Here is a 25,157-nt window from a genome sequence, read left to right on the forward strand (position 1 = left end):
TCTGCTGAACTGACCTTTCAAAGATGTTTTCCACCTCACGGCGTTGAGTATCTTGACGCGTAGGTTGAACGGCTGGCCCCGTCACCGCATCAGTAACATCGTGATGCTGTTCATTTACAGCATCAGTGGCATCACCCGAACCACGACTAACTAATTGACCCGGGGACCCGGCGGCTGATGTTGTCTGAATATGCCGCTCAGAAAGATCAGGTGTCTGCTGAACTGACCTTTCAAAGATGTTTTCCACCTCACGGCGTTGAGTATTTTGTTGAGGATCAGTAGATGAATCAATATCCTCAGACAATGTTCCCACCTCTGCCGTCTCATCTGTCTGGGTCGCATCGGGCGTTGTCGCTGAGGCCGGTTGACTTCCAGAGACCATGCCCGGGATCTCACTCCCCTGGTTGCCTTCATGGTAGGAGTAAGTAAACGGGGCATTGATCGTAATGTTGATACCCGGTTGATTCGAAGGTCCCGCTTTAACCTCAGGGCCTGTATTGGCAGCGTCATCCGCTTTAGGCTGCGCCATATCAGCCAGCTTATTCGCTAACAGATCGAATATGATCGTCTCATGGCCAAGCCGGGTCTGTGCCTGCTCAAAGGGTGTCAAATTCTGGCTATTATTGATGCCAGAGAGCATATCATTATGTTGTTCGATCGAATCCCTGAAAAGGCTTTCCACCTGAAGAGATTCTTCGTGACTCAAACCCGCAGCATTCAGTGCATTTAAAATACGATTTGATATGTCGACGTTATGACTCAGGCCAGAAGCCCCCTGAGACTGCTTGTCGAGCGCAACAAGTTTGTTACAGATGCCCTGAAACTGTTTTAAACCGGAGTAATTCTTACTTGAACCAGCCGCAAAAGAATTCATTCCCACGCCGTTTTTGACAATTTTGGAAATGAAAGATTTGGTGACATTATCAAGCTCTTTTAGCGTCTTGCTGTCGTCAGGCGAAAGGCGCGATTTTATCTCATGCCGCATGACCATAAAATCGTTAACGCATTGCATGGCTTTTGAACTTCTGTCGCTTTTGCCGTCAGCGTTCTCAATAATTGCAGCGAATTTATCTAGCGTATTGTCTTTAAATGAAAACGTTAAGTCATTAAACAGTTCTGTCTTTGCTGCTTCTGACTTGCCGACAGAGAACTGCCTACCAGACGGGAGGCTATCCAGTGCAACCGCTATTTTCTCATTCAGCGATGCGCTGCCGGCCCCACGAGAGACCTGAGCGACGTCGGCACGACTATCAACGGTATCGCACGAGATATTGCCACTCACTGAACGTTGAACGGTATGCGCTGAATCTGTTTCGCTGGTATTTAGCGTGCTCTTCGCAAGCGATACGGCCTGGGTCAGGAGCTCACTAACAGATTTAGAGTGAGAGATAAACTGTTGTTCGGCGTCTTTGCGCACAAGCTGTGAGTTGGTGTTGGAAACGCCAGTAAGTTTATTAAACGGTCCCCGCGCCTGAGTTGCAGAGTTATTGAATGATAAACGAAATGATGCGGACGCCGCGCTTGAAGAAGGTATCATAACGACTCCCTGTTAAATATTAAAGAAGGACTTGTCAGAATCTAAAAGCTGAGAAATTGTGCTGCTCAATATTTTGACTAAATTATCAAAGGTCGAGTTTGCATTTGAATATTTCTGCGTCAGTGACTGCATACCAGTCTGCACAGAATCCTTCGCAATATCGACACTACTTTGATATGCTGCCCACTGCGCCGAGTTAAGTTTTTTATTATTGTAATCGGAATAAGAGCTTGACTGTAGTTTTTTGACCGATGACAAATCTATGCGAACATCATTTCCATTGACGCATTTATCAGGATCAAGCCCCATTTCTTTAGCCCATGCCTTTGCCTCCTCAGGGGAGGAAGCACTATATAATACCCCAGCATCACCGCTGTACTTATTAATCACAGCTTTTAATTCAGCAGCAAAGCCCCTGCCATCAAATTTAATATCTTCACCATCAACAGTGATGTATTTTTTCAGATTCGCCATCGCATCAGAAAAATCGGCATAAAAGCTGGCATAGGCTTCCACAGCTTCTTGAAAAACATCGAGATAGTTTTCGCCCATTGAGGCAATTGTATCGGCGACGGCATCGCAAATCTCTTTACTACTAGAAGTGGAATATTCACTTTTCTTAACCACTTCATTGAATATGCTAAGAAGGTCCGCCTCCGAAACGCCATCGCCAGCCGTTAGCGTGTCGCGGGTAAACGTCGCCGCCTTGTTGGCCGAATTAAGAAAATCCAGGTCGGGCTGGGTCAACGCCGCTGGCGTCTCGTCGCTGGCGCTGCCCTCAGCGGCGCTGGTTGATGAAGATAGCCCTTCAGCAATGCCCGCCAGCAGCGCTTTCTTCTGCTCAACCGCCAGCCTCGTCATGGCATTTTTAGCCTTGATAACTTGCAACGTATTCTGAAATTCTGTCATCTGCCCATTTTCCAGCAGCTTATTAAGCTTCGCGGCATCATCACTGGTTGATGGCATCGGTTTTAACAGATCGCGAACAACAGATGCTGGCAGCAGGCTCTTGACCGTGGTGGTTGATACCTGGGTCGTATCATTTGCCGCATTCAGATCCTGGCTATTATCAACAGACGAGTCACTCTCCAGCGTTTTGTTTAATAACCAGGCTGAAGTTGTAGGGTTCGGCGTAATAGTATTAATCGGCATTTTTGCTCTCAAAAGCCTCCCGGATCAGGAGGCTAGACTTGATTAAAACAGGAGAATTAACCTTTGAGGTTAGCCGTCATGGCCCTGACGGTACCGGCACGGTTAGCAAGAATCTGGTTAAGCAATTGCATCAATTCAGCCTTGAACTGGCCAATTGCCTGCTGCTCGCGTTCATCGGATTCCTTACGAGATGCAAAGACGCTTTCATCCGTTTTCAGGAGCTGGGCGTTTGCTTCAGCGTTGGCTTTGTCCACATGACCGTTTGAAGAAGCCAGGTTAGCGACCGACTGCCCTCCCTGACCAAGCATCATCCCCTGCGTCTGCAGTTTGCTTGCATCATTCGCGCGCAGTTGTTGCTGCAGATTTTCGTCCGAAGAGTCATGCTTTAATCGATTAGACTCTTTCTTGAGCAGCTTGATATCAGAGGCATCCTGTGACGTCAGCTTATCCAGTCTCGAACGTGAGCCTGGTGCTGCGCTGGCGCTAAGAGAATCTGACTCGCGTTTAAGGTTGATAGATTTTGAACCGTGGACTTTAATCGCCTGGTTTGAATTACTCAGCGCTTTGGTCTGGATACCGCCGGACACTGCCGTCGTCGCTAACGCAATACCGGCCTGTTTATCCACCATCGTTTTATTTTCGATACCGGCCTGAACAATTTGCTTAGAGCTCATCTCACCCAGGCTGCGCGCCATAATGTTATTGGCACTAGACTGTTCACGCATAATGGACTGGCTATATTGTGCGGCCAGGCAAATCGTTTGCAGAACTTCTGCCGCTTTGCCGCTAAACCCATTGGCGATAGTTGTGATATCGAAGCCGCTCTTATTTGAAAGAACAACCAGAGAATCGTTCATCTGCTCCATGGCTTTTGAGGCTTCGGACTGGGTTAAATTAGACACAGAACCCAAAGCCTGAGAAACCTGTTTAGAGAAGGCCTCTGGGTCAGCCTGCACTGGGCTAGGCACAATATCAGGAGCGATGTTTTTTAGCGCTGCCGCAGACACCACATCTTTTGCCGCGCTGTCTACAAATACAGGCGTAGCCGTGCTTTGCGCAATCTCCTGAGATTTTAACGGTGCCGACTCGGCCTTTTTTACATAGGAATTATTATCGAGCGTGGTAATTGGACGCTGTGATACAACAGAGTTAGAAATAGTAGTCATAATATATCCTGAATAAAATTAAGCTTTCATATTTTTAATAACAGAAGCACCGACTGCTGCCTGGCTTTGCAGCATATCAGAGAGCGTCAGCCCCATTTTCTGCACTTGATCCTGATCTTGTTTGAAACGTGACAAATAACTGGTGATGATATCACTTAGTATCTTCAGATCGGTTTGCGCGAGTTGGACACTTGCCAATGCTTTCTGGGCTTCCAGCTGAATATTGGCAATATTCATGCTCATGCCAGACTGGATAATGCCATTGGAAGTGTTAACGCCGACGTTCGCCATCATGATATGGTTCATATTAATCTTGCTAAGATTATTCAGAACGGTCGACTCACTACCTTTAAGAAAGCCAGTAACATTTTTAGTGACACTCTGGGTAACATTTTGAATGCTTTTCGAAACCTGCGACGCCACCGCCCTGGTGGCAGTTGCTCCCTGCTTCGCAGCATTTTTGACCAGCGTCGGGATGAGCTTATTTATCGCTTTAGCAATGGCCGCTTTCACCGTTTGAACGATGGCAGAGGTCATCGCCTGCGACATTTTCTCAATCAGGAATTTTGCCGCGCTTTTGGCAACAAAGGCCACAGCAACAATGGCGGCAATCGCCACCGCCGCGGTTACCACAGTATGGATCGTGTCCATCATGTTAGCGCCGGTTGCTTTATCAATAGCGTTCAAAAGCAGCCCCAACGGGGTATAATCAAAGATCGCGCTGACAATATCACCAAGAACATTCATTAGCGGCATGAGGACATGTTCCATAAGAGGATCCATGATCATGCCTGTCAGCGATTGACCGGTAATCGCTTCAACAATTGGGTCGGCAACCATCAGGGCAATGCCAACGGCCATCAGCGCAACGCCGCCGCCGCCAAAAATGGTGGTAATCGCGCCGAAAGCGACAGCCAGGCCGCCTAAAATTTTGCCGATACATCCTGCCGTTTTTTGCGCTTCCTCGGCTTTGCGTACCTGCTCTTCATACTCATCAGATTTACGCTTCATTTCGGCCTGACGAGCCTGAGTTTGCATCTTGTTGATCTCAAGATCATTTTTAAGCTTATCAGAAGAAACATCATCCATCTTCATGATGAACTCGGTAATCAATTGGATCATGATTGCCGTGCGGGTAAGTGCTTGTTCTGAATGCTGTTCTGCAGTTTTGCTTGCTGGATTGTTAAACTGAACGTTGCTAAATTTGGTATTCATCTCAGCCGTTTTGGCGTTGATGTTATTCAGTATCTTTTGCCCGCCGTCCAGCGCCTTATCGAGATTACGCTGAGCGGTGGACATTGCCTGCGCAGCCTGGGTTAATCCCTGCTGGGCCTCAGCAACGGCCGTTTGCGCTTTTTGAATGTCTTCGCTTTGCGCATCGGGATCGTCGAGCAAGTTATTAAGTGTATTTTGCGCATCGGTTAACTTACTGTTAGCTTTCCCCCAATCCGTTTTCGCCGAATCAAAGGCGTCCTGCATGTTATTAATCACGCCTGACTGGGTATCAAATTCCTCCTTTAACTTATCAAGTTCGGTGGATAATTCTTGGGCCTTCTGAATATTAGCATTGGCCTGGGCATTAAAAACAGCCGCCGCGTTGGCCAACATACTCTCACTCATCGAGTTGCTGGCCGACTGATAACGCAGCATTGTTAACAGCATTTGCGATTTATTGGTCAGCTTACCGGTTGACTGCCGAATAACGGGCCGGTCAATCTCAGTTTCAACATCCTGAGCAAGTTCATCAGAAACACCCGTTGCAATTTCATCCATGCTCTTTTGCTGCGCGATCAAATTAATCCGCGCGCCTTGAGTGCTGGAAATATGCGTTTTGTGACTAATGGCATCGCTGGACACTGTGGAATTGGTCACATTCGCAGCGGGGACATTATTAGATAAAGTTAAACTCATCTTATTTCCTTATAACTTATTTGCTTTCAGCACTTAAACAGACACTTTAAAAATTACGCTTCCACCTCCTGGGTATCTTCACTCTCTGCTTGTTCGAAGCGATTACTTCGAATGGTTTTCATATATACCTTCGCTTTATTAACCAAGGCCTCGTCGGGACAACGATTACAGATAATCTCAAAGCTTTGAAGGGCTTTAACAAAATTACCCATTAATAGCTGGCACTGCCCCGAGTAAAATACTGGGGTGAAATTATTATCAGCCAGCACATACGCCAAAGCGTAAAAATCGCAGGCTTTAATATAATTTTTCTTCAACTGGTTGACCGCCCCTAAACCAATGAAGTAATCGGGGTTCTTAAGATCATACATGCAAAGAAAGTTGAAAAAATTCTCTGCTTCATCCAATCGCCCTTCCTTGTAATATTGGTAGGCATGGGCGTAAATGTTTTCCATGGTATTATCAGGGATGCCATGGATTTCTCTTAACGTAGCACCATGTTCCAGAGTAGCTGTAAGAACTAAGGATGCCTCTTGCTCGGTAATATCTTTCTTCATCATTTATTTACTCTCTGATTACGTCATCACCGACTGATGACTGCATTACAACATAAGGAATTGAGGCGTACGCACAAAGAACGCTCATTCACGTTCAGGAGGGGTAACATGTTCACTCTTCCAGGCATTCTCAACCTGTTCAAGCCAGATTAAAACTTCAATAACTTCATCGAGTTCCTCGAGGCTAACAAATGAATATCGACGGTGCGTTTTGTATATGCGTCGGGCAAGATGGATGTTTTCTACAACCGGCACCCCCACTTTCTCCGCATACGCGCGGACGGCCAGGGCGCGTTGATTGGTCTCAAGCACAGAAATAAAGGGTATCCCAACCACTTCAAGGTTGACATAAATACCGACCGCGATGTGGGTTGGGTTCGCGACTATAACCTTGGAGTTTTCAATATCAGATTTCACCTGATCGGAGAGCAATTCCATATGGAGTTCTTTGCGCTTCGATTTAATCTCCGGATCGCCATCCTGCTCTTTATGCTCTCTTTTGACCTCCTGCTTATCCATTTTCAGATCTTTCATGTGCAGAAAATATTCAGCAAGGGCATCAAGAAGTAACACCATTAATGCACAACCCAGGCTAAGATAAACCAACGAGCCAAATAGTTGGGCCCATATTGGGAACATATTGACCGCATCTGTATTGACCTGAGCGAAAACTGTAACCTTATTCTTATTCCAGAACATGATGGCAGCACACACAAAGCTGACCAAAAACAGTAATGATTTGATGACGTCCTTTACGGTTCTCAAGCTAAACAATTTCTTAACGCCATTCACCGGGTTAAGCGCTGAAAAATTAAGCTTAAGAGCCTTGCTAGCGAGCAAGAACCCCGTTTGTAAGAGCGCAGGTAGCGCCGATGCCACGATGCAAAGCAATAAAAAAGGTAGAAATATCTTGATACCGGTCCAGAAAACGGCTTTAGCATATCCCTCCATGTCATTAGCGAAACCGTTTTCAATGACCCTGCGTAGCAGGGTCATAAACTCCACGGCATCATGAGTATTAATAAGGTATTGCACACCAACCAGTATTAAGCAGGAGATAATCAGATCTTTGCTTTTAAAAGATTGTCCTTTTTCGGCGGCTTCTTTTTTCTTCTTCGCTGTTGGCTGTTCGGTTTTACTTCCTGACATTTACCCCTCGACTGGTTACTCAATAAATTGTTTTAACTGACCATCCATTTAAAATATCCGGGACAATCTGTAGAGACATTATTTTCCCGGGAATGATTGGCGTGAAGTACAGAAGCAGAAGGAAAAATGCGATGATGCTTTTCACGGTCAATGCTAATGCAAAGGCGTTAAGCTGCGGCGCAAATCGAGCAAGCAAGCCAAGGCAGAGTTCGGTAAGCAAAAAAATGATGATCAACGGACTGGCAAGTACAACCGCGTGGCTGATGACCAGCGTGATAAATTTAACCACCAGCATAAAACCCGGCATTTCCATTTGATAGGGGGCCCAAAGAAGATAGCTCCTTTCAAAAACTTCCAGCAGCAGCAGTAGCCCGCCATTTTGCAACACCACCACGGCCGCAAATAAGTTAAAAAAATTGGCTAGCTCCGAGGTATCAACACCAGAAAGGGGATCAATAGAACTACTTAACGTTGCCCCACGCTGGTTGTCGATAAAGCTGCCGGTGGCATGAAGCACCCAGCAGGGCAAACACAAAAAAAAGGCGATAATCAGCCCTAGCATTAGCTCTTTAGCAATAACAATTAAAAACCAGGCATTGTCAAAACCGGCGATTGGAGCACCAGAATAAGGCCATAGAGAAACGCCAACCAGCATGGCAACCGGCATACGAATAGCCCCGGTCAGGGTGCTGGAGTTAAAAAAGGGTAATAAGATAAAGGCGGGCATTACTCTCGCCGATGCCATAGCCATCTCGTATAACCATCGATGTAGATCGTAAAAAAGTAACGTGTACATCGTCAGCTTACCATTGCCATGCGGATCACCTCTTTAGCAAACCCGACCAGCACATCACCATACCAACCGGTGACCAGGAACAGACATAAAGCCACGCTCAATAGCTTCAGGCCGAAGGGTAATGTTTGCTCTTGCAGCTGCGTAACCGTTTGAAAAAGACCGACCAGTAGGCCAACAACCGTCGCCACGATAATCGGGAGCGCCGATAGCATGAGGATCAGATACAGCGCTTTATTACCCGCGTATGCTATTTCATTCATTGTTATAAAAACCTATGAAGTGGCCAGATTAATATACTGCAAAACTAAACCCTTGGATAATAGCGTCCATCCATCCATGACCACAAACAGCACCAATTTTATTGGTACAGATATCGTTACCGGACTCATCATCATCATTCCGAGAGCCAGCAAAATACTGGATACCAATAAATCAATCACCACAAAAGGCAAATAGATATAAAACCCCATGATAAAGGCGCTTTTTATCTCGCTGAGCGCATAAGAGGGCAACAACGATAATATAGAAGGTTTTTCCTCCTCCTCGGCGGCCCCCATCGTATCTGCATCTCTTTGTAACTGAACACGTTCAAAAAATTGCGTAAGTTCAGGATCGGAATATTTTTGCAGATAGTCACGATAGCTATCCAGGCCATGCTCGATGAAATACGCCACTGATTCTGGATTACTGGTATCCATATCAGAGCGTTTATATTCTTCATAACCGTTCTTGACCACCGGCATCATCACAAAAAAAGATAATGCTAAAGCGATGCCGTTCAGCGTCATATTTGACGGAATTTGTTGCAGGCCGAGGGCGTTGCGTACCATCACAAATACGATCGAGAATTTGATGTAGCAGGTCCCACAGGCAATGATAAACGGCAGCAGCGTGGAGAAAGCCAGGATGGCAATCAGCGAAATATCATTACCTTGGATCATTATTGACCTCATGGCATAACGCTTTAATTTCCACGCCAAACCGCTCGTCAAACCATACCAACTCCCCCCTTGCTACGACAGCGCCGTTGGCGGTAATCTCAATATTTTTCTCAGCATCAAGGTTACAAGGCAAAATCTCACCCTGATAAAACGCTTCAAGCGCCTGAAGACTCACGGTGCTTCTCTGTAATACAAAACCAAGTTCAATCTTGACCTTTTCTACAGGCAGTAACCCTGTTTTTTCAACCGAACTTGATGATTCATCGGCAGCGACAGAGTCGGCGTTTTCGATATATTCATGACCATCTTCAACATCAAACATAAAACCTTCCTCATTGCGGACAAATTTAGCGAGAGACTCACCGTGAATTTTCATTTTGTTTTCAACATGATTAACCAGCAAAACATCGCCACAACGAATTTTTTTCAACAGACGATAGCTGATGAAGCTATGCCCTATTTCAAAAAACAACGTCACGGGAACACGGGCAATGTCCATTGCGCTTTCGCGCTCTGGCGGAGAAATAGCGTCCGGTCGTTTACCGTTCAACCACATTCGGCCGTGTGGAAGTAAACATGAAAACAAAGATTTAACGGTTTTCGTGTCTTCCACCAGGCCCCGGCTTTCAACGCGCTGATATTCAAGCCCTGCAGGTAGCCCGACCAGCGGTTCAGTGCTGTTGAGAAACAACGTTTTCAACTGTTCAACAGTGCAGGATGCGCTGGCCATCCGTGCCTGCTGCGGCATAACACTCGCATACCAGTCTCGAAGATCAATGAAGCCCTCCCAGCCGTTATCGGTAGTAAAATGCAGCAGAGGTCCTTCCGCTTCTATGCCTTGCTCGAATTGATAGCCCTGGGTACTCCAGTAGGCAATACATTGATGCCAGGCCCGTTCTTCTCTGGAATAGCGCCGCAAATGTTCTCTGATCACATTGGTTCCTCAGCATATTTTGGCGGTTTACCGCCACGGGATTGCTGCTGATCTTGTTCATCCTGGAATATCCACAGCGGTTGCCCGCGCTCATCCTGCCCGCCCTGGTCGGCAAGGCGATCCTGAACAAGGTTATCCGATGGGCTGAGCACTAGCGGCATACCCTGCTGGGCAGTGAGTTGCACATTGACTCGATGGCCGCTTCCCCATTCCGAAAAGTTGTAAGTCAGGTTGCTGCTGCTCTTGACGGGTTCGTTCGCTACGGTGCGCCCAGCATCAACGCCCTCCGCATTGCGTAAGAGCATCTGCTGACTTTCTCTTTTCACCCCTGCGCTCTCTTTCATCTCAACGTGTCGTGCGCCCTGCTGCGTCGATTGCGGCGGTATCAATGTCACATCATTTCTATGGCTGAGCGGCTTATCTGATACATCGCGGTGTTCCTGCTCTGCCGTCGGCCTGTTATCAGTTTGCTGGGCTACTTTAATGCTATCCGCCACGGTCACTGGCGTCGCGGCACGGCTCTCAGGATTGGTTCCGACCCCTTCGCTCGGTGGGCTTTTTGCCAGAGCCGGATCTATAACAACTTTTTTAACCTCTCCGAACTCTTTTCGTTCCGCAGGTTTGTCAGTTTTTAGGCTCTGCTCTACGGCAGACTTTTCGCTGGCAAGCAACTGCTCCGGCATCACTTCAGCGATGGCGGTTCGAGCGTTAGCAACCGTCATCATTTTAGCGATGGCGGTTGGAGCGGCAGCAACCGTCATCACTTTAGCGATGACGTCCGGAGCGGCAACAACCGCTTTAGGACTGCGTTCCGTGACCTTTTCATCGTGTCCACGCAAAGCAAGCGAAAGACGCAGCAATGAATTCTGCTGTACGATGCCGCCGGTTAACGCAGTGGGTAATGCCGTCTGGACATCTTTATCTTCAACTTTTTTCTTTCGAACAATATCATCGAGTTTTTTGGACTCACCTGAAACCTGATTAGGCTGCGGAATATTGGAATAATTAGTTACGTTATTTATCGTTGCCATGACACCCTCTCTTCAATTTCTGACTCTTCCATTCGCACCTCCCTTAGCCGCCTTTCCCGGCGATCCCTCATTCTCAGAAAATGGTATTTATCGATTTTCTTGAGAAACAGTTTCTTTTTTTCAGAGAGTGTTTCCTTATCTGTTTCACAACGCTCTTTCTCTAACAGAACCTGAGATACCTGCATTTTCATATCGGCAAGTTTTCGCTTTAGCACCCCTTGACGACGCTGAATTGCCAGCAGTTTTTCTTTATTAAGGACTCCCTGAGGATAGAGACTCTGACTAAGCGACTTCACCGCATCCATTTCCTGATGGAAATCCGCTATTTTGCTGCTGAGGCTCTTGTGCTCACTCTCATTTTTGGCGATCAGAAAATCATTCTGTTGTAGCTTAAATTCCGAGCGCACAATCAGTGAATGTATTTTACGACGCAAAATGTCTCATCTCCTGCAGGATCTGATTAAAGCTGGCATGCTCATCGCCGCGTTGACGAAGCCAGGTTAATATCGAATCGCGCAACTCCATCGCGCGATCGTTCTCCGCATTCTCACCCGCCTGATACTCCCCAAGATCGACAAATATTTGCAGCTCTTCGATTTTGGCCAGAATACGCCGTACGGCACCCGCCAGCTGCAGGTGCTCCGCGTCACAAACCTGGCTTGAAACCCTACTCACGCTATTGAGGATATCAATGGCCGGATAATGATTTTTTGCGGCAAGCTTACGGCTCAAATACAGATGCCCATCAAGGATAGAGCGAATTTCATCGGCGATAGGATCCGGCTCATCATCGCTTTCCAATAAAATGGTATACCAGGCGGTAATACTGCCATCGCGGGTACAGCCTGGCCGCTCAAGCAGCTTTGGCAGTGCATCAAATACCGATGCCGGATAGCCCCTTCGTGCTGGCGACTCGCCGGAGGCAAGCGCAACATCACGCAGTGCGCGGGCATAGCGGGTCATCGAGTCAAGAAACAGCACGACATTCATTCCTGAATCTCGGAAATATTCGGCGACGGTTGTGGCAACCAGCGCGGCATTGCAGCGATCGAGTGACGAATAATCTGAGGTGGCATAAACCAGAATACATTTATGGCGATGCTCAGATTGGCGCAAGGCTTCTGAGAATTCGGTAACCTCCCTGCCACGCTCGCCAATTAAAGCGATAATAAAAACATCCGCCTCAGACTGTTCAATCAGCATATGCATCAATGTTGTCTTACCGCAGCCAGCGGCGGCAAATATTCCAAGTCGCTGGCCAATGCCACAGGTCATGAGCCCATCAATTGCGCGTACGCCCGTTAAAAATGGCTCACGGATACCGACGCGGTCCTGATAGGAAGGCGGAGCGGCATCAACAGGACGAACTTGCCTGGCATAGCTTTCATACTGTTCACCAAATCGTTCGACGATATTCCCAGCCGGGTCGAGTACACAGCCCAGTAATTCATGACTCACGGTGACCGAGAGTCCCGCACCGGTGGGGCTAATCACAGCATCCCGAGACAAGCCTTGGGCGGTGCCGATCAAACTGAGGATCGTTCGATCGGCGTGGAATCCTAGTACCTGCGCTCTGGCCACAACTTCCGGTTCGTCCCAGCTGCGGCGAATTTCACAAAGCTCTCCCACTTTTACCCCGGGCAAAACTGCTTCGATCAACGGGCCGGACAAACGCAGAGGATGAGCCTGCTGCCGTAATAGCATTCCAATAGTCATTAACGAATAAGCCTCAGAAAATCTTCCTGGTGGGAAAAGAATTCGTCCAGCGCATCGGCAAAGCGCTGGCTGCTCTCCAGGTAGCTAGGATGTACCATTCCGCGAAGCTCAAGGTAGCCATCATTTTGCGTTAGCTGGAGCTGCTCGGTGATTGAAAACTGGCAGCCGCTCATCATCTTTTCCAGAATCGCACTGGCGCTGTGATGCAGAAGGGTTTCATGGGCCTCACATATTTTTGACCAGATCCAGACATTGTCATCCACCATGCTAATTAACAGGCTTGGCGAGTTTTCAAAATCGAGCGAAATCGTTGAGTGGGCGTCAAAATCCCCCAGCAGCGATTCATCGCAGCCGCTTTCAACGAGTGCCGCACTAACTAAAGAAACGATATCAATATTCATTACTGTTAACTCCTGTTAAATCGTCTTTATGACATTTATAGATACGCTGTCACTTATTTCGCCAAATGACATAACTTCCAGGTCTTTAAAACGTGTTTCAATAAATCGCTTTAAGAAACGACGAATATCAACTGAAGTCAGGACCACCAAATCACGGCAGGAAATAGTTACGCCGTCCATGGCCAGAGCGAATTTATCCATTAGTTCATCCGACACGGCGGGGTCGAGATTTAAAAAAGTACCCGCCGAAGTATTGCGAATCCCTGCCCTTATCCGCTCCTCAAACTCTCCAGATAGCATGATTACCTGTAGGCTGTTCGAGTGCGCAAATTTATGGCAAATATAGCGGGACATTGCTCCGCGAATATGTTCAACCAGCGAGATTACATCCTTTTCTCTGGGGGCCCACAGGGCAATGGCTTCCATGATTAGCTTCATATTACGCACCGATATTTTTTCGCCCAGAAGTCTTTGCAGAACTTCCGAGATCCTCTGTACGGTGGCATGACGCATAACTTCTTTCATCAGATCTGGATATTTTGCCTCAAGCTTATCAAGCATATTTTTTGTTTCCTGAACGCCAAAATATTCATTAATGTGGCGAATAAGAATAGCCGCAAGCGTATGGTAAACCTCGTCAATGCTGTTTCTCAGTTGGTAGCCTAATTGGGTTAACGTCTTACGCTGATGCTCATCGACCCAAACCAGATTATCAATCAGGACATAAGGGATCCCCATTTGCTCAATCTCGGGTGAGCTATTCACCACATGATAATGATTAAATTTGGTCTGGAATTGCTCCGCCTTAATTTCATTAATCAGCAGCGTCACGGTATCGGGCTCGATATTTACCGATGATTTCAAAGTAAACTCAGGCAAATTAATGCCATAGTCGATAAAGAACTGGCTGCGATAGCGCTGTGCGAGCTTATTCTTTTCGAATAACTCGAGATCTTTATCATTAAGCAGAATAATCAGCGGCACGGTTTCCGAAGCGATGTTGTCAAGATCGGTGAGCATGCCCAGTGAGCTGCCTGATTCATCGGGCTGAGCATCGGGATCAAAGCTGCTGACAGGCGCTGAGTCAGCGGCGGCGTTACTGCTCTTTTTCTCTATTCGCTGCTGATAATAAAACATGCCGGCCAGTGAGAGTGCCAGAATGACGAATACACCAAGCGGAAAGCCCGGCAGGCTCCCGATGCCCAGCGCGATAATTGCGGCAATCAGCAGCACCGTCGAATTTTTAAACAATTGACCAACGATGGTTCGGCCCATATTATCGGCTTCGCCATTCACGCGCGTAACAATAAAGCCCGCGCCAATCGCGATAAGTAGCGCCGGGATCTGGGCAACTAACCCATCGCCGATGGTCAGCATGGTGTAGGTTGACAGTGCAGTGGACATATCCATGCCGTGCTGCGAGACGCCAACGCTAATACCGCCAATAAAGTTAATAAAGATGACGATAATGCCCGCGATGGCATCGCCTTTAATAAACTTCATCGCGCCGTCAAAGGAACCATAGAGCTGGCTTTCGCGTTCAACGACGCTGCGTCGCTCTTTTGCGGCATCAGCATCAATTGAACCCGCGCGCAAATCAGCATCAATGCTCATTTGCTTGCCTGGCATACCGTCAAGCGAGAAACGAGCCGCCACTTCCGCGACGCGTTCGGCACCTTTTGTAATAACCATAAACTGCACGATGGTGACGATTGCGAAGATAACGAAACCAACGACTAAGTTATCGCCGATAACGAATTCACCAAAGGTGGCGATAATATCACCGGCATCAGCATCATTCAGGATCAAACGGCTGGTGCTGACGGATAAAGCCAGGCGAAATAGTGTCGTAATTAATAACACCGAGGGAAACGTTGAGAAATTAAGGATACGGTCAACGTAAAATGATGCCAGAAACACGAGTATCGACAGCACCATATTCAAGCCGATTAAAAAATCGACAAGAAAGGTCGGCAGCGGAATCACCAGCATTGAGATGATGACAACAATCAAAACCAGAATAAACAGCTCTGGATGATGTCGTATCTGATGTAAAAACTTATTCATTATTATTCATGCTCTTTAATATTTTGCGCATCAGCGGCGTTACGCCTTTCAATATTCTCATTGTGCAGTGCTTTGTTAATTAGCATTTCAAAATACATCAATAAATCGTTTCTTTCTTCAAGCGAAGGAAATGCTTCACAAGGCATTTTTTTACAATTGGTATAGACTGATTGTAAAAAGCGTGCCTGTTCTGAGCGTTTAACAAAACGCAGATAATCACCCACCGTTAGAGTCAGGAGTTCATTAATATCCTGCGGACCACGTAATATGCCAAACATAAAGAACAACCACGATCCTTCATCATGATTGACCTCTCTCACAGCCTGATCGCTGAGCACATTCTTAATAAAAAGAGCATCACAGGAGCGGATTGTTTTTATTTGCCCGATACGCCCGAGCAAATAACTGAACTCAACATGGCTGCAACTGGGATCAGCGGAATCAATATCAGAGAGAATCGCATCCTCCATAAAATTAACGACGATGCTGCGACGCTCGACGCCATACGTCGTGACCCAATCCTGATAAACCTCAATTTCGTGATCTTCGCTCTCCAGAAAACTGCGATAGCTTTCGCGCATGATTGCCGGGTTCATGCTCAGCGTCTTGCCAAACAGGCGCGCTTTCAATGCTACGTTGATACCCGCTTTAAGCCGCTTAGGATCGGCTTCTTTTTCAACCTGGCTTAATAATTTCTTCAGGCGTTTACGTACAACTTCATCAAGCTCTCGGCGGCGAAGCGTTTCACGTAATACCAGCACCAAATCACTGTCATCAGGGAAAAGTGAACGAGCATTGCGCAGCATATTTTCAATGTTAGCGCCTTTCTCCCCTTTCATAATTTTCACAAGCTGATCGGCTTTTGGGAAAACATCCTCATCAAGTACCTGGTCAAAACTGCTTTCTGCCGATGATCCCATTTTCTTATCGTAATCGCGACGACTACGGAATTGTGACATTGCGGCAGACATTTCATCCGTGGCGCTTGCAAAGCGCTGCAATAAAGCTGCTGGAGATTCGTCCTCGACTATCGCCGCATCGTCACCGGCTAGCGCATTTTTAATTTCATTCTGATCTGAAAGCGTCTGCTTTTCTGTCGATAGCTTGTCCCTACGCTGCATATAGATTTGCATCGACGGGCTGTTATTATTGATTCCTAACGCCATTTTTGGCTATCCAGATAGTTGGTCATCCAGTTTTGCAAGTCATCGCGTGAGAAGTCCTTCTTCATCTCAGCAATCTGGCTGTGGGCATCCGGGGTTAATGGCCCATCAATTTCACGTGGCTGTATCATAAACACTCGCACCATATTTGAGTTACGGTCACGCGTATAGCTAAACAACTGCCCTAACCATGGGATATCGCCGAGCAGTGGGATCTTGCCTTCCACCTTTGATTCTTCATCCCGGGTATAACCGCCGATCAGCAGACTTTTCCCCTTCGGGACTCTGGCCACGGTGCTGATCTTCGTCCTACCCACTTCAGGGAGATCATCGGTGCCGGTGCGGGTGTTATCAAATTGATTGCCATCCTCTACGTTGAGCATCATTTCTATCTCTCCGTTTTCAGTAAAACGCGGCAATACGCTCACTAGCGTTCCGTAAGTCACACTTTCCAACTGAGCCGTGCGTTCACCGACCAGTTTTGAATAGAACGTTCTGCTGTTATCGAAGATTGCCGGAATATTTTCCTGTGTCAGAATCATCGGTCTGGAAACGATATTGGCTTTATTTTTTTCGCTCAGCGCTAAGGCCGCTGCCATAAAACTCGCACCATCTATGGTGCTGGATCCGCCATTCAGCGATAGTCCAAAACTGTTGCCCACGTTAATACTGCCTGACCACTCAACACCCAGATTGTTAAAGGCATCTTTTTGCAGGTCGACAATCCATACTGAAAGCTCGACGTGTCGCTTAGAGATATCTAAGGAATTAACCAGATTACGGATATAAGAAACTTGCTCAGCACTGCCCCGGACTAAAAGACTATTGGTTCCAGGGTCGGCAATAATACTCATCCCATGGCCTGTTGGCAGCGCTTTAGTTTCGGTTTCCAAGCGTTTGATCTCGCTTGGTTCGGATTCATTGGTATCGCCGGGAAATGATTTGAGCAAGAGCGCATCATCCTTTACAGGTGGACTCATTTGCACCACTCCGCCCGGTGCCTGACCGCTGGACATCACGCGGTTCACCACGCTGGCAATGCCGGGAATGATGATTTTCTCGCTACGGTAGGTATATTCCCGGTCGTCAACAAAAGTATTGAACAACGGGATAACCGCTAAGTTTTCCCGACCATCAAAACCATCGCTTTTGCGATCGAGGAATTTTGCTGCATTGCCAATCAGGTCAATATAAATAGGTGGCCCTGACACATAAAATGTCTGGCTACGATTATCGGCGCGGATTGGATAGCGAGTATCATAAAGCCCGGAGGTTTTCAAAAAATTAACCACCACGTTAAGTGAGGTATTTTTTAACACGATGACCGCATTGCGAATTTCCGAGGAGTCATAGATATAGATAGCCTGGTTATCGTTATACCAGATCAGACTCAGTTGATTAGCCACAGCATCAACCACCTGCTCAGGACGCGCCATATCGAACTCACCGCTAATTTTCTTGCGAGCGGCAATTTTACTGATAACGATAGGCTTGTGCATGGCCGAAGATAGTGCGTCAAAGATGCCTTTCACCCCCTCATCACGTGCAACATATCCTTGCGCAGCTGATGTATTTGCAATACTCGTATTCGGTATTATTGACGTCATTAATGCTGCGATCAAAATGCAAACATTTGGGTATTTGTTAAAAATCATCATTAATCCACGTATAAAACTTTTTTTAAATTTCTCGGCGATACACCAAATGCCTCTTTAACCTCATTGGAAAAATGAGAAAGCGATGAGTAGCCATGATTCATCGCAATAGTTGTCAGGTTATGGTTGCCTTCCAACATATCAAATAAAGCTCGTACCAGTCGCCAATCGCGCAATTCAACTTTCGCTGTTTTGCCTAAAGCAGCTCTGGTTAGCCGTCTGAAATGAGAGGCGGATAACCCATAACGCTCGCACAATGATCGCAAGTGCTGGGTGTTATTGCCGCAAGACTCATCAAGTAGAAATTCAACCAGGTCATACCATTCGTTATGCTGTAATATACTGGAGAACTGATTAACTCCCTCAGTATTCATAAATATCTGGTTTAAGAACCAGTATTCCACTTTTCTCAACGAGGGCTGAGCACCTAGCTCTGCCGGTAAATAACCAAAAGGGCTAATTTCATCGTAGGTCTTCTTGTGCTTACGAGCGCGATCAATAAAAACCTGAAGTTTAACCAGGAACGGGAACTTTACGATGCTGTAGTGTAATAGCCCGGATTCAACAGTCAACGTACACGGCTTCAAAACCAGCATTCCTTGCTGGTTTTCGCCGATGAATTTAACCGACTCTTGCGCACGAGAGGATATATTAATATTGCAACCATCACTTCCGATGGCGATATAAAGCAATGAATGCCCTACAAAGGTAATCTCATCCCCAGCAGCCAATCTGTTGTCACGGGTAGCAATTTTCATGATAAGTTCTTTTGCGAAGAAAGATACAATCACTATAGTGTTTCACTGCACCACAATCATGATGAAATGATGATGGAAAAGTCACTGCCCACAAATCACTTCATTATATTTAAATCGTAATTTAATCATAAATGTATTCGGCGATGGAATTCCTGTAGCGGAATATGAAGACGTTCACCAACAGGGCGTTGATAGATCTGCCATACCTGCCGTGCATACTTCATTCGCAGGTTGTAGCGCCCTTTGGCTGCCCCAGCGTTATAAGCGCCCACAGCTTCCCAACCGTAACCATAGATATTAACCATATCTTTCAGAATGGATGCGCCAACCAATAATGAAACACAGGGGTCGCTCACCAGCATTGACTCACTGATCCCTTTTTTGCTTAGTCGATTAAGGTGGACACTATTGATTTGCATCAGTCCATAATCACGAGTGCCATTTCTGTTTTTGCCAATCGATGCCGGATCCATTCTTGATTCTACCTGCGCAATGGCCTGCAGGAGCCTGACTTCAACATTGAACCGTTTAGCGGTAAACTCCCAGCAATCAGCATGAACATGACGAATGAACGGCACAGTAAGAACAACTGCCATTATCAACTTCATCTCTTTGCTAACTCTCTCTTTACATCCAGTCAATACTATTGCGTATTCTAAGGGGGTGATAAGATATTTCTTTAAGTTCATTCAACCGGGCATTGAGCAATTGTTTATGCCCACCCCGGAGAGTATTACGTTTATCTTTAGCATAAACATGATGGGTTTCATCAGAAACATCATCCAAGGTCATGTCATCAGCCGTAATTTGGCGTAGCCTTTTTTCCGAATAACCATCGCCTCCGAACTGCTGGGCCTGAATCTTATGTTTCAGAAACTGAACGCGGCCTTTAAAAGCAGATGACTGGCTAAGCTTCTGTACTTCATCAAGAAAAAGCCCATATTGGCCCTGGATAAAAAAATGCAACGCATAATAGTAGATCACGAAATCGTCATGCGGCGCTAAATAATTGGCCTGTGAGAAACAATGATGTGAATGCTCGCCCTCTTTATCGATGCTTTTAACCACCCCCATCAGAGCCAGCGCCCTGGCGTTTAAGGGCTCGACCAGCAGCAGACCATCAACGATCTTTTTGACTTTATAAATCAGTTTATAAACATTGCTATCCCCTGACAAAATGAAGCCCAGATAGCACTCAGCAAGCTTTATGATTCCATCAACGTTGTGATTCATGAAGTTTGCATTTTTTAGCAATACATTGACCGTAGTGGTGAGGCTGGAGTGGCTGTAATCATCAATCAGATAATTCACTAAAGAGTGATGCAAATGTGTTTCTTCTGGAAAACCTGTCGGTTCAAATGCCTGATGACCATCGTCATTGGAGAATTTATGGTTAAAACAGCGCTGCATGCGATGCTTGAAATAAGTATAGTTGTGTTCTTTCAGCTGCGAAATGTCAAGCGTCAGCCAGACTACCTGCTCAACCTCCATTCGGTTTTTGATGCTAAAGTTAACGATTTTTTCATTATGATTAACATCGGTAAGCGTGTAATAGACAACATATTTTGGGTTGTGATGCTTGATAAACTTCTCAAAATCCACGGGACTCCGGCATTTGCTCAATAACGCATAGGGGTAAATATTGACATCCCGAGGCAGACTCTCAGAAAACATCTCGTAGACATCAATAAATGCCAACTCAGAAAACGTCTCACAGGGGAAAACCGCCAACATCTCTTGCGCATTATGTTTAGCACAGGGTTTCAGCGATATCTCAGATGCGAATGCATAACCTTTGCCATATATCGTTTCTATATAGCAAGAATCACCATTCTTTTCTAAAATTTTCCTTAAGGAGTAGATGCATCGGGTCAACGATTCATCGCTCACGATGCCGCCGTTCCATACCGTCTTGATTAAAAACTCTTTGCTCAGAAGGCGACCCGCATTGGCAACAAGAAGACTCAGAATGTGCAACTCTTTTGGTGGAATAGGTATTACACGACCATTTTTCAACAAAACCTCGTTGAATTTAAGACAGTAGTCGCCAAAGCAGTATTCAGCGAGAAATTGCTTTCCCCATTCATTATCGAACATTTATGACCTCCTTTTGTATCTGGCAATTCAGGGTTTCACTGATAAAAAGGCTGAACACATACGTATTCAGCCATGTCTCTCCTTATCGCCAGAATTTTCTATTCCATTTTCCTCGCACCACTTGTAGTGAGTGCAGAGATTATGCTTATTAATTTCATTTGGTAGCAGCACTTTGTTCATGTCTCACCCCAAATGGATGTTCATCGCTTTTGTAAGCAACGCCATTTCGTCGAGTGTTGTTTGATTCCGTAGTATTCGTTAATATCCTCTGTTACTTTAAACCATTAAATTCTGAGCTTGATAAGTTAAAATATCCACGCGTTCATGACTACCAAATTGCGCTCATTTTTGGTATACCCAATTATGCCCAAAATCGTTTTTTTAAAGTTATTTATGCGCAGATGAATGATAATTACTAATTAATAAACTGATATGGAAGAAATAATATGTTTGGGATTACTACCCGTGTTAGTGCTTTTTTCGGCAATAGTAACGCAAACCTTGACATGTCAAGATTTTATTCCGCCAAGAATGAGCTCAAGAAAGCTGATAAGTATTGTCGTAGAGCCGAATCACTTATTGCCAAAGATCTGAAGAAGGCACGTAATAGTTCAACGAAGTATGACCTTGCGAAGGTACATAAACTTTATAAATTAAGCGAGCATGCAGCTTATTCCAGAAAATATTTGGATAATCGACTCAAAACCATCACACCCTCTGGCATGGATAACAATAAGGCCAAGGTGAAACAAAAATCATCCTCCATGCCAGGAAATCAAAATCAAGTCACGGCAGAACTCACTAAGATTCAAGTCAAGGCTATGGAGGATTATTTAAAAAGCAGTGAACATGTCAATCACCTTAAAGGCAATCTGATCAAGCTCTGTGAGAAAATTGGCGACACAGAATCCCTTGAAGATGGGCAAGTACGTCGAGTGGTAACGTGTTTACAAGGTCTTGTACATCTGGACTCCGACCCTGCTACCTCCCCTTCAGTCGATTCCTACACGGCTTTACTAGCGGAAAAAGTTGATGGCGTCACGTTTAAGGATCTAGGAAACATAAAGTATTTCACCCAGGATCAGACTCAAGCGATCATTGACTACCTGCCACGCATTAAAAAGCACGTAGAATCCTCTTCATAATATAGCCGCTAAGCGGACGACGGCAGGCTGGTGTGTCCCTGTCCACTTGCCGTCGATGGCTGATGCGCATTTGTTCAGGTCACACGTATTCTGGACAGTACTGCGATATTTCGTGGCTGTCGGAAGAGAGCTACAAGTGAATAGTTCCTTTTCCAGGGATATTTACAATGAAACGAAAAAAATCCACGCTCGCGCGTGGATTTTTTTATGGCCGCTTATCGACTCATGCCTACTCGTTTACGGCACGCTTTTCAAGCGTCTTCTTATCCTGTGGCACCGTTGTTTTGCTGCTGGAGTATATAAAGAACAGCGCGATCCCTAAGCAGGCAACCGCCCCGAGACGGCTGATCGAGAACGGGATCGACGCATTGCCCAGCCAGCCAAAGTTATCGATGAGCATACTCATAGTTAACTGACCGAATATCACCGCCACCGTGGCGACCGCTGTGCCAATACGTTGCACGGCTAACACCATAACAACAATGTAGGGCACGCCGAACATCGCCCCCAGCAGTTGCCATTTTGGGACATCCATCAGGCTTAGGGCATGTTGAGGCTCAAAGAAGAAAATCAGCAAGGCGGTCACCAGCGCTCCGACGGAAAACGTCAGAAACGCACTTTTGAAGACCCCCACTTTACTGCCCAACTGCCCATTAATGGCGGCCTGAATACTCAGCGTGGCACCACCTGCCACCGCTAACAAAATCATGATAATTGTCATAGTGTCATCTTACCCCTGTGCAACCAGAACTAGCCCGGCAATGATGAAAACCAGCGCGATGATGCGTTTATTGTCGATTTTACGATGCGCCGTCCCTAGCAGGCCGTAGTGATCAATCACCAGGCTTTTAAATACCTGACCTGCAAGGATGCCGATCATTGTCATGGCGATGCCAATAGCGGGGGTGACTACGGTTAAAATGATGACGTAAATGGGGCCCAGGATGCCGCCTAATAATGTCCATGAAGGCTGTGCAAAGAACGATGGGCTGTTGCGTGGGCTGAAAAATAGCATCAGCAGAAAGGTCAGTGCAGCCCCAACGCCGAAAATGCTGAACGTGGCCCATAAATCTCCCACTTTACTGCCCAGCGGCCCCAGCAATCCTGCCTCTACGGACAGCCCCATCCCTGCGGCAATGACGAGTAAAATCAATAACACTTGCATAGCAAAATAGTCTCCCATTATTCAGATGGTGAAGACTACCCATGTTCATCGATGAGAAAAATGCCATAATTCAGGAAACACCTGTGCAGGATATGCATTAATGAATAACCCCGGAAACATCAGCATTCGTTGGATACTGCTCTTTATTGATGTGTATGAAACGCAGAATTTTTCCGTGGTCGCACGTCGGGAAGGGATCTCTGCCTCTCAGGTTTCACGCGTCATTCATCAGCTAGAGGATGCCCTCGGTCAGCAGTTGTTTTACCGTAATACCCGGGCTGTCATCCCCACCGAAAGTGGCCATCTCTTTATCCGTTATGCGCGGGCGATGGTCAGTAATCTTGAGGACGCGCGTCGGGAACTGGATGCCAGAACGCAGGAACCGTCCGGGGTTATTCGGATCAACGCCCCGGTATTTTTCGGGCAACGTCACGTTGCCCCGGCCCTGCCCGGCTTGACGGAACGTTATCCCCGGCTCAGTATCGAACTGACGTTGACCGATGATTTTATCGATCCGCATCGGGATGCCGCGGACGTTATCTTCCGCATCGGGGCGCTGACCGACTCCTCTTTTCACGCGCGGGTGTTCGGGCAGCAGTTTTATCATCTGGCAGCGTCACCGGACTATCTGCGTAAGAACGGTACACCTCAGAAGCCAGACGACCTCAACCAGCATCAATGTTTGGTCTATCGTGGCTCTTCCGGGCCGAATCGATGGTTAGTGCGCCAGCCTAACGGGGAGTGGGTCCATTACCCTGTCTCGCCGTTGATGTTATCCAACAATGCGGAAACGCTGTTGATCGCCGCATTGGGTGGGATGGGCATCGTGCTTTTCCCTGACTGGCTTATTGGGGAGCGATTACAAAGCGGCGAACTGGTTGCGCTGCTTCCGGAAATGGAGACCTCCATCAAGACTGAGCCACAGAACATCGCGGCTATCTATCCCAATGCCCGCCACCCGCCGCTCAACGTCCGGACAGTCATTGATTACTATATTGACGTATTCGGCAAACCGCTTTACTGGCAATAAACACTCCCCGTTCCCCTTTATTATTTGTTAAAATAGCGGCCCTGGCGTCAAATACGTTGTTTTTCACACGGACGTTATTTATACAATAATCAAATAATGGAGCGAATATGAAGTATGTCTATGCCCTGCTGTTGAGTGTGGGATTATCAGGCTGTACCGCAAATGATTGGATAGATGCTGCGGGTGGAATTATGCAGGCAAAAGACCAACAAGAAAAAGATGCCAGAAATAAGCGCATAAAGGCCGCTAACAAGGCAGCCGGCTACTAAGCGTTAAATCCATTCACACATTCCTCTTCCAGCTGTTAAGCGTGAGAAGAGGAATAGTGTTAACCGGATTTACTGACTGAATACACCCTTTGCTCTCGCCTGTTGGCAAGTGATATAGCCGTAGTGTTTGCGCTTTCCATTCTTATCGAACGCCACATAAAATGGCATGGACTCTGCGTCTTGTTTTAGCGTGTAGTTGATGCATGTCCCGTTAATTTCAGGCACAACCATCTCACTGTCTGGTTTCCCCCCCGCGGCCATTACCGAGCTTTTTGTCGCATCAGTGGCATATGTCGCCTGCACCAGCGGGTCGTTATCAAACTTCATAAAACTCATACTACAGGCACTTAATAAAGGCACAATTAAAAAAGGTGTATAACGCATAAAATATCCTTCCGTAGAATATAATAACCCACAAAATTAATAAAAAAGACCCGGCATTCGGGCCTGAGAATAGATTTCCCCACTATTTTAAGCAAATGCCGACAGAGTACAATTATCAGGCTAATGGTCACCG

The 25,157-nt window shown here is 46.5% G+C and carries 26 protein-coding genes; 3 read left to right on the top strand and 23 right to left on the bottom strand.

The window, feature by feature from the left end; translation table 11 throughout:
* The 20 genes from SIK69_RS06935 to SIK69_RS07030 form a co-directional block, all read right to left on the bottom strand.
* A partial coding sequence (locus SIK69_RS06935) for a hypothetical protein (protein WP_319785719.1) occupies positions 1-1,537 on the bottom strand: 1,537 nt, incomplete at its 3' end.
* A 12-nt stretch (positions 1,538-1,549) separates the two neighbouring features.
* Complete coding sequence (locus SIK69_RS06940) at positions 1,550-2,689, bottom strand: IpaD/SipD/SspD family type III secretion system needle tip protein (protein ID WP_319785720.1); 1,140 nt, start codon at positions 2,687-2,689, stop codon at positions 1,550-1,552.
* A gap of 56 nt (positions 2,690-2,745) precedes the next feature.
* A complete protein-coding gene (locus SIK69_RS06945) occupies positions 2,746-3,855 on the bottom strand; it encodes a hypothetical protein (RefSeq protein ID WP_319629306.1) in 1,110 nt (369 codons plus the stop codon).
* A gap of 18 nt (positions 3,856-3,873) precedes the next feature.
* Positions 3,874-5,766 carry a type III secretion system translocon subunit SseC family protein gene (gene sctE, locus SIK69_RS06950; protein ID WP_319785721.1) on the bottom strand — a complete coding sequence of 631 codons (1,893 nt, stop codon included), beginning with the start codon at positions 5,764-5,766 and terminating at the stop codon, positions 3,874-3,876.
* Positions 5,767-5,819: 53 nt separating this feature from the next.
* A complete protein-coding gene (gene sicA, locus SIK69_RS06955) occupies positions 5,820-6,326 on the bottom strand; it encodes a type III secretion system translocator chaperone SicA (RefSeq protein ID WP_319629304.1) in 507 nt (168 codons plus the stop codon).
* Positions 6,327-6,407: 81 nt separating this feature from the next.
* Positions 6,408-7,472 (bottom strand): EscU/YscU/HrcU family type III secretion system export apparatus switch protein, encoded by a 1,065-nt coding sequence (locus SIK69_RS06960; RefSeq protein WP_319785722.1) that lies wholly within the window; start codon positions 7,470-7,472, stop codon positions 6,408-6,410.
* Between the two features lie 19 nt (positions 7,473-7,491).
* The gene (gene sctT, locus SIK69_RS06965) at positions 7,492-8,268 is read right to left on the bottom strand and encodes a type III secretion system export apparatus subunit SctT (RefSeq protein WP_319629302.1); all 777 of its coding nucleotides are present in this window, start codon (positions 8,266-8,268) and stop codon (positions 7,492-7,494) included.
* Positions 8,269-8,270: 2 nt separating this feature from the next.
* Positions 8,271-8,528 (bottom strand): EscS/YscS/HrcS family type III secretion system export apparatus protein, encoded by a 258-nt coding sequence (locus SIK69_RS06970; RefSeq protein ID WP_167575681.1) that lies wholly within the window; start codon positions 8,526-8,528, stop codon positions 8,271-8,273.
* A gap of 12 nt (positions 8,529-8,540) precedes the next feature.
* Positions 8,541-9,209: an EscR/YscR/HrcR family type III secretion system export apparatus protein gene (locus SIK69_RS06975; protein ID WP_319629301.1), complete on the bottom strand. Its 669-nt coding sequence runs from the start codon at positions 9,207-9,209 to the stop codon at positions 8,541-8,543.
* The gene (locus tag SIK69_RS06980) at positions 9,196-10,143 is read right to left on the bottom strand and encodes a FliM/FliN family flagellar motor switch protein (RefSeq protein WP_319629300.1); all 948 of its coding nucleotides are present in this window, start codon (positions 10,141-10,143) and stop codon (positions 9,196-9,198) included. Before SIK69_RS06980 ends, SIK69_RS06975 begins: the two co-directional genes overlap by 14 nt.
* The gene (locus SIK69_RS06985; RefSeq protein ID WP_319785723.1) at positions 10,140-11,174 is read right to left on the bottom strand and encodes a SpaN/EivJ family type III secretion system needle length determinant; all 1,035 of its coding nucleotides are present in this window, start codon (positions 11,172-11,174) and stop codon (positions 10,140-10,142) included. The genes SIK69_RS06980 and SIK69_RS06985 overlap by 4 nt, the downstream gene beginning before the upstream one ends.
* The gene (locus SIK69_RS06990) at positions 11,162-11,608 is read right to left on the bottom strand and encodes a SpaM family type III secretion system protein (RefSeq protein WP_319785724.1); all 447 of its coding nucleotides are present in this window, start codon (positions 11,606-11,608) and stop codon (positions 11,162-11,164) included. Before SIK69_RS06990 ends, SIK69_RS06985 begins: the two co-directional genes overlap by 13 nt.
* Positions 11,598-12,890 (bottom strand): type III secretion system ATPase SctN, encoded by a 1,293-nt coding sequence (sctN, locus tag SIK69_RS06995; RefSeq protein ID WP_319629297.1) that lies wholly within the window; start codon positions 12,888-12,890, stop codon positions 11,598-11,600. Before sctN ends, SIK69_RS06990 begins: the two co-directional genes overlap by 11 nt.
* Positions 12,890-13,291 carry an InvB/SpaK family type III secretion system chaperone gene (locus tag SIK69_RS07000; RefSeq protein ID WP_319629296.1) on the bottom strand — a complete coding sequence of 134 codons (402 nt, stop codon included), beginning with the start codon at positions 13,289-13,291 and terminating at the stop codon, positions 12,890-12,892. Before SIK69_RS07000 ends, sctN begins: the two co-directional genes overlap by 1 nt.
* Before the next feature lie 15 nt (positions 13,292-13,306).
* On the bottom strand, positions 13,307-15,361 hold the full coding sequence (locus tag SIK69_RS07005) for an EscV/YscV/HrcV family type III secretion system export apparatus protein (RefSeq protein ID WP_374941319.1): 2,055 nt from the start codon (positions 15,359-15,361) through the stop codon (positions 13,307-13,309).
* Positions 15,361-16,524, bottom strand: coding sequence for a type III secretion system gatekeeper subunit SctW (gene sctW, locus SIK69_RS07010; protein WP_319785725.1), 1,164 nt, complete (start codon positions 16,522-16,524; stop codon positions 15,361-15,363). The genes SIK69_RS07005 and sctW overlap by 1 nt, the downstream gene beginning before the upstream one ends.
* Positions 16,515-18,179 carry a type III secretion system outer membrane ring subunit SctC gene (gene sctC, locus SIK69_RS07015; protein WP_319785726.1) on the bottom strand — a complete coding sequence of 555 codons (1,665 nt, stop codon included), beginning with the start codon at positions 18,177-18,179 and terminating at the stop codon, positions 16,515-16,517. Before sctC ends, sctW begins: the two co-directional genes overlap by 10 nt.
* On the bottom strand, positions 18,179-18,934 hold the full coding sequence (locus tag SIK69_RS07020) for a helix-turn-helix domain-containing protein (RefSeq protein WP_319629292.1): 756 nt from the start codon (positions 18,932-18,934) through the stop codon (positions 18,179-18,181). The genes sctC and SIK69_RS07020 overlap by 1 nt, the downstream gene beginning before the upstream one ends.
* A gap of 125 nt (positions 18,935-19,059) precedes the next feature.
* A complete protein-coding gene (locus SIK69_RS07025) occupies positions 19,060-19,542 on the bottom strand; it encodes a transglycosylase SLT domain-containing protein (protein ID WP_374941315.1) in 483 nt (160 codons plus the stop codon).
* A 19-nt stretch (positions 19,543-19,561) separates the two neighbouring features.
* Entirely contained in the window at positions 19,562-21,031 is a 1,470-nt protein-coding gene (locus SIK69_RS07030) for a winged helix-turn-helix domain-containing protein (protein ID WP_319785727.1), read from the bottom strand.
* 446 nt (positions 21,032-21,477) lie between these two features.
* Here SIK69_RS07030 and SIK69_RS07035 point away from each other — a divergent pair, with 446 nt between their 5' ends.
* Complete coding sequence (locus SIK69_RS07035) at positions 21,478-22,176, top strand: hypothetical protein (protein ID WP_319785728.1); 699 nt, start codon at positions 21,478-21,480, stop codon at positions 22,174-22,176.
* Between the two features lie 229 nt (positions 22,177-22,405).
* Here the strand turns inward: SIK69_RS07035 and SIK69_RS07040 are convergent, their stop codons facing one another.
* Positions 22,406-22,897 (bottom strand): DMT family transporter, encoded by a 492-nt coding sequence (locus SIK69_RS07040; RefSeq protein WP_319785729.1) that lies wholly within the window; start codon positions 22,895-22,897, stop codon positions 22,406-22,408.
* Positions 22,898-22,906: 9 nt separating this feature from the next.
* Complete coding sequence (locus tag SIK69_RS07045) at positions 22,907-23,341, bottom strand: DMT family transporter (protein WP_319629287.1); 435 nt, start codon at positions 23,339-23,341, stop codon at positions 22,907-22,909.
* Between the two features lie 100 nt (positions 23,342-23,441).
* On the opposite strand from SIK69_RS07045, the gene SIK69_RS07050 reads away from it, so the two are divergent.
* Positions 23,442-24,371 carry a LysR family transcriptional regulator gene (locus SIK69_RS07050; protein ID WP_319785730.1) on the top strand — a complete coding sequence of 310 codons (930 nt, stop codon included), beginning with the start codon at positions 23,442-23,444 and terminating at the stop codon, positions 24,369-24,371.
* A 107-nt stretch (positions 24,372-24,478) separates the two neighbouring features.
* On the top strand, positions 24,479-24,640 hold the full coding sequence (locus tag SIK69_RS07055) for a hypothetical protein (protein ID WP_319629285.1): 162 nt from the start codon (positions 24,479-24,481) through the stop codon (positions 24,638-24,640).
* 69 nt (positions 24,641-24,709) lie between these two features.
* Here SIK69_RS07055 and SIK69_RS07060 read toward each other — a convergent pair whose 3' ends face one another.
* Positions 24,710-25,024, bottom strand: a complete 315-nt coding sequence (locus tag SIK69_RS07060; protein WP_319785731.1) for a hypothetical protein — start codon at positions 25,022-25,024, stop codon at positions 24,710-24,712.
* Positions 25,025-25,157 lie beyond the last annotated feature (133 nt).

This window comes from Scandinavium lactucae, from assembly GCF_033843265.1.
In the GTDB taxonomy this organism is placed as follows: Bacteria; Pseudomonadota; Gammaproteobacteria; order Enterobacterales; family Enterobacteriaceae; genus Scandinavium; species Scandinavium lactucae.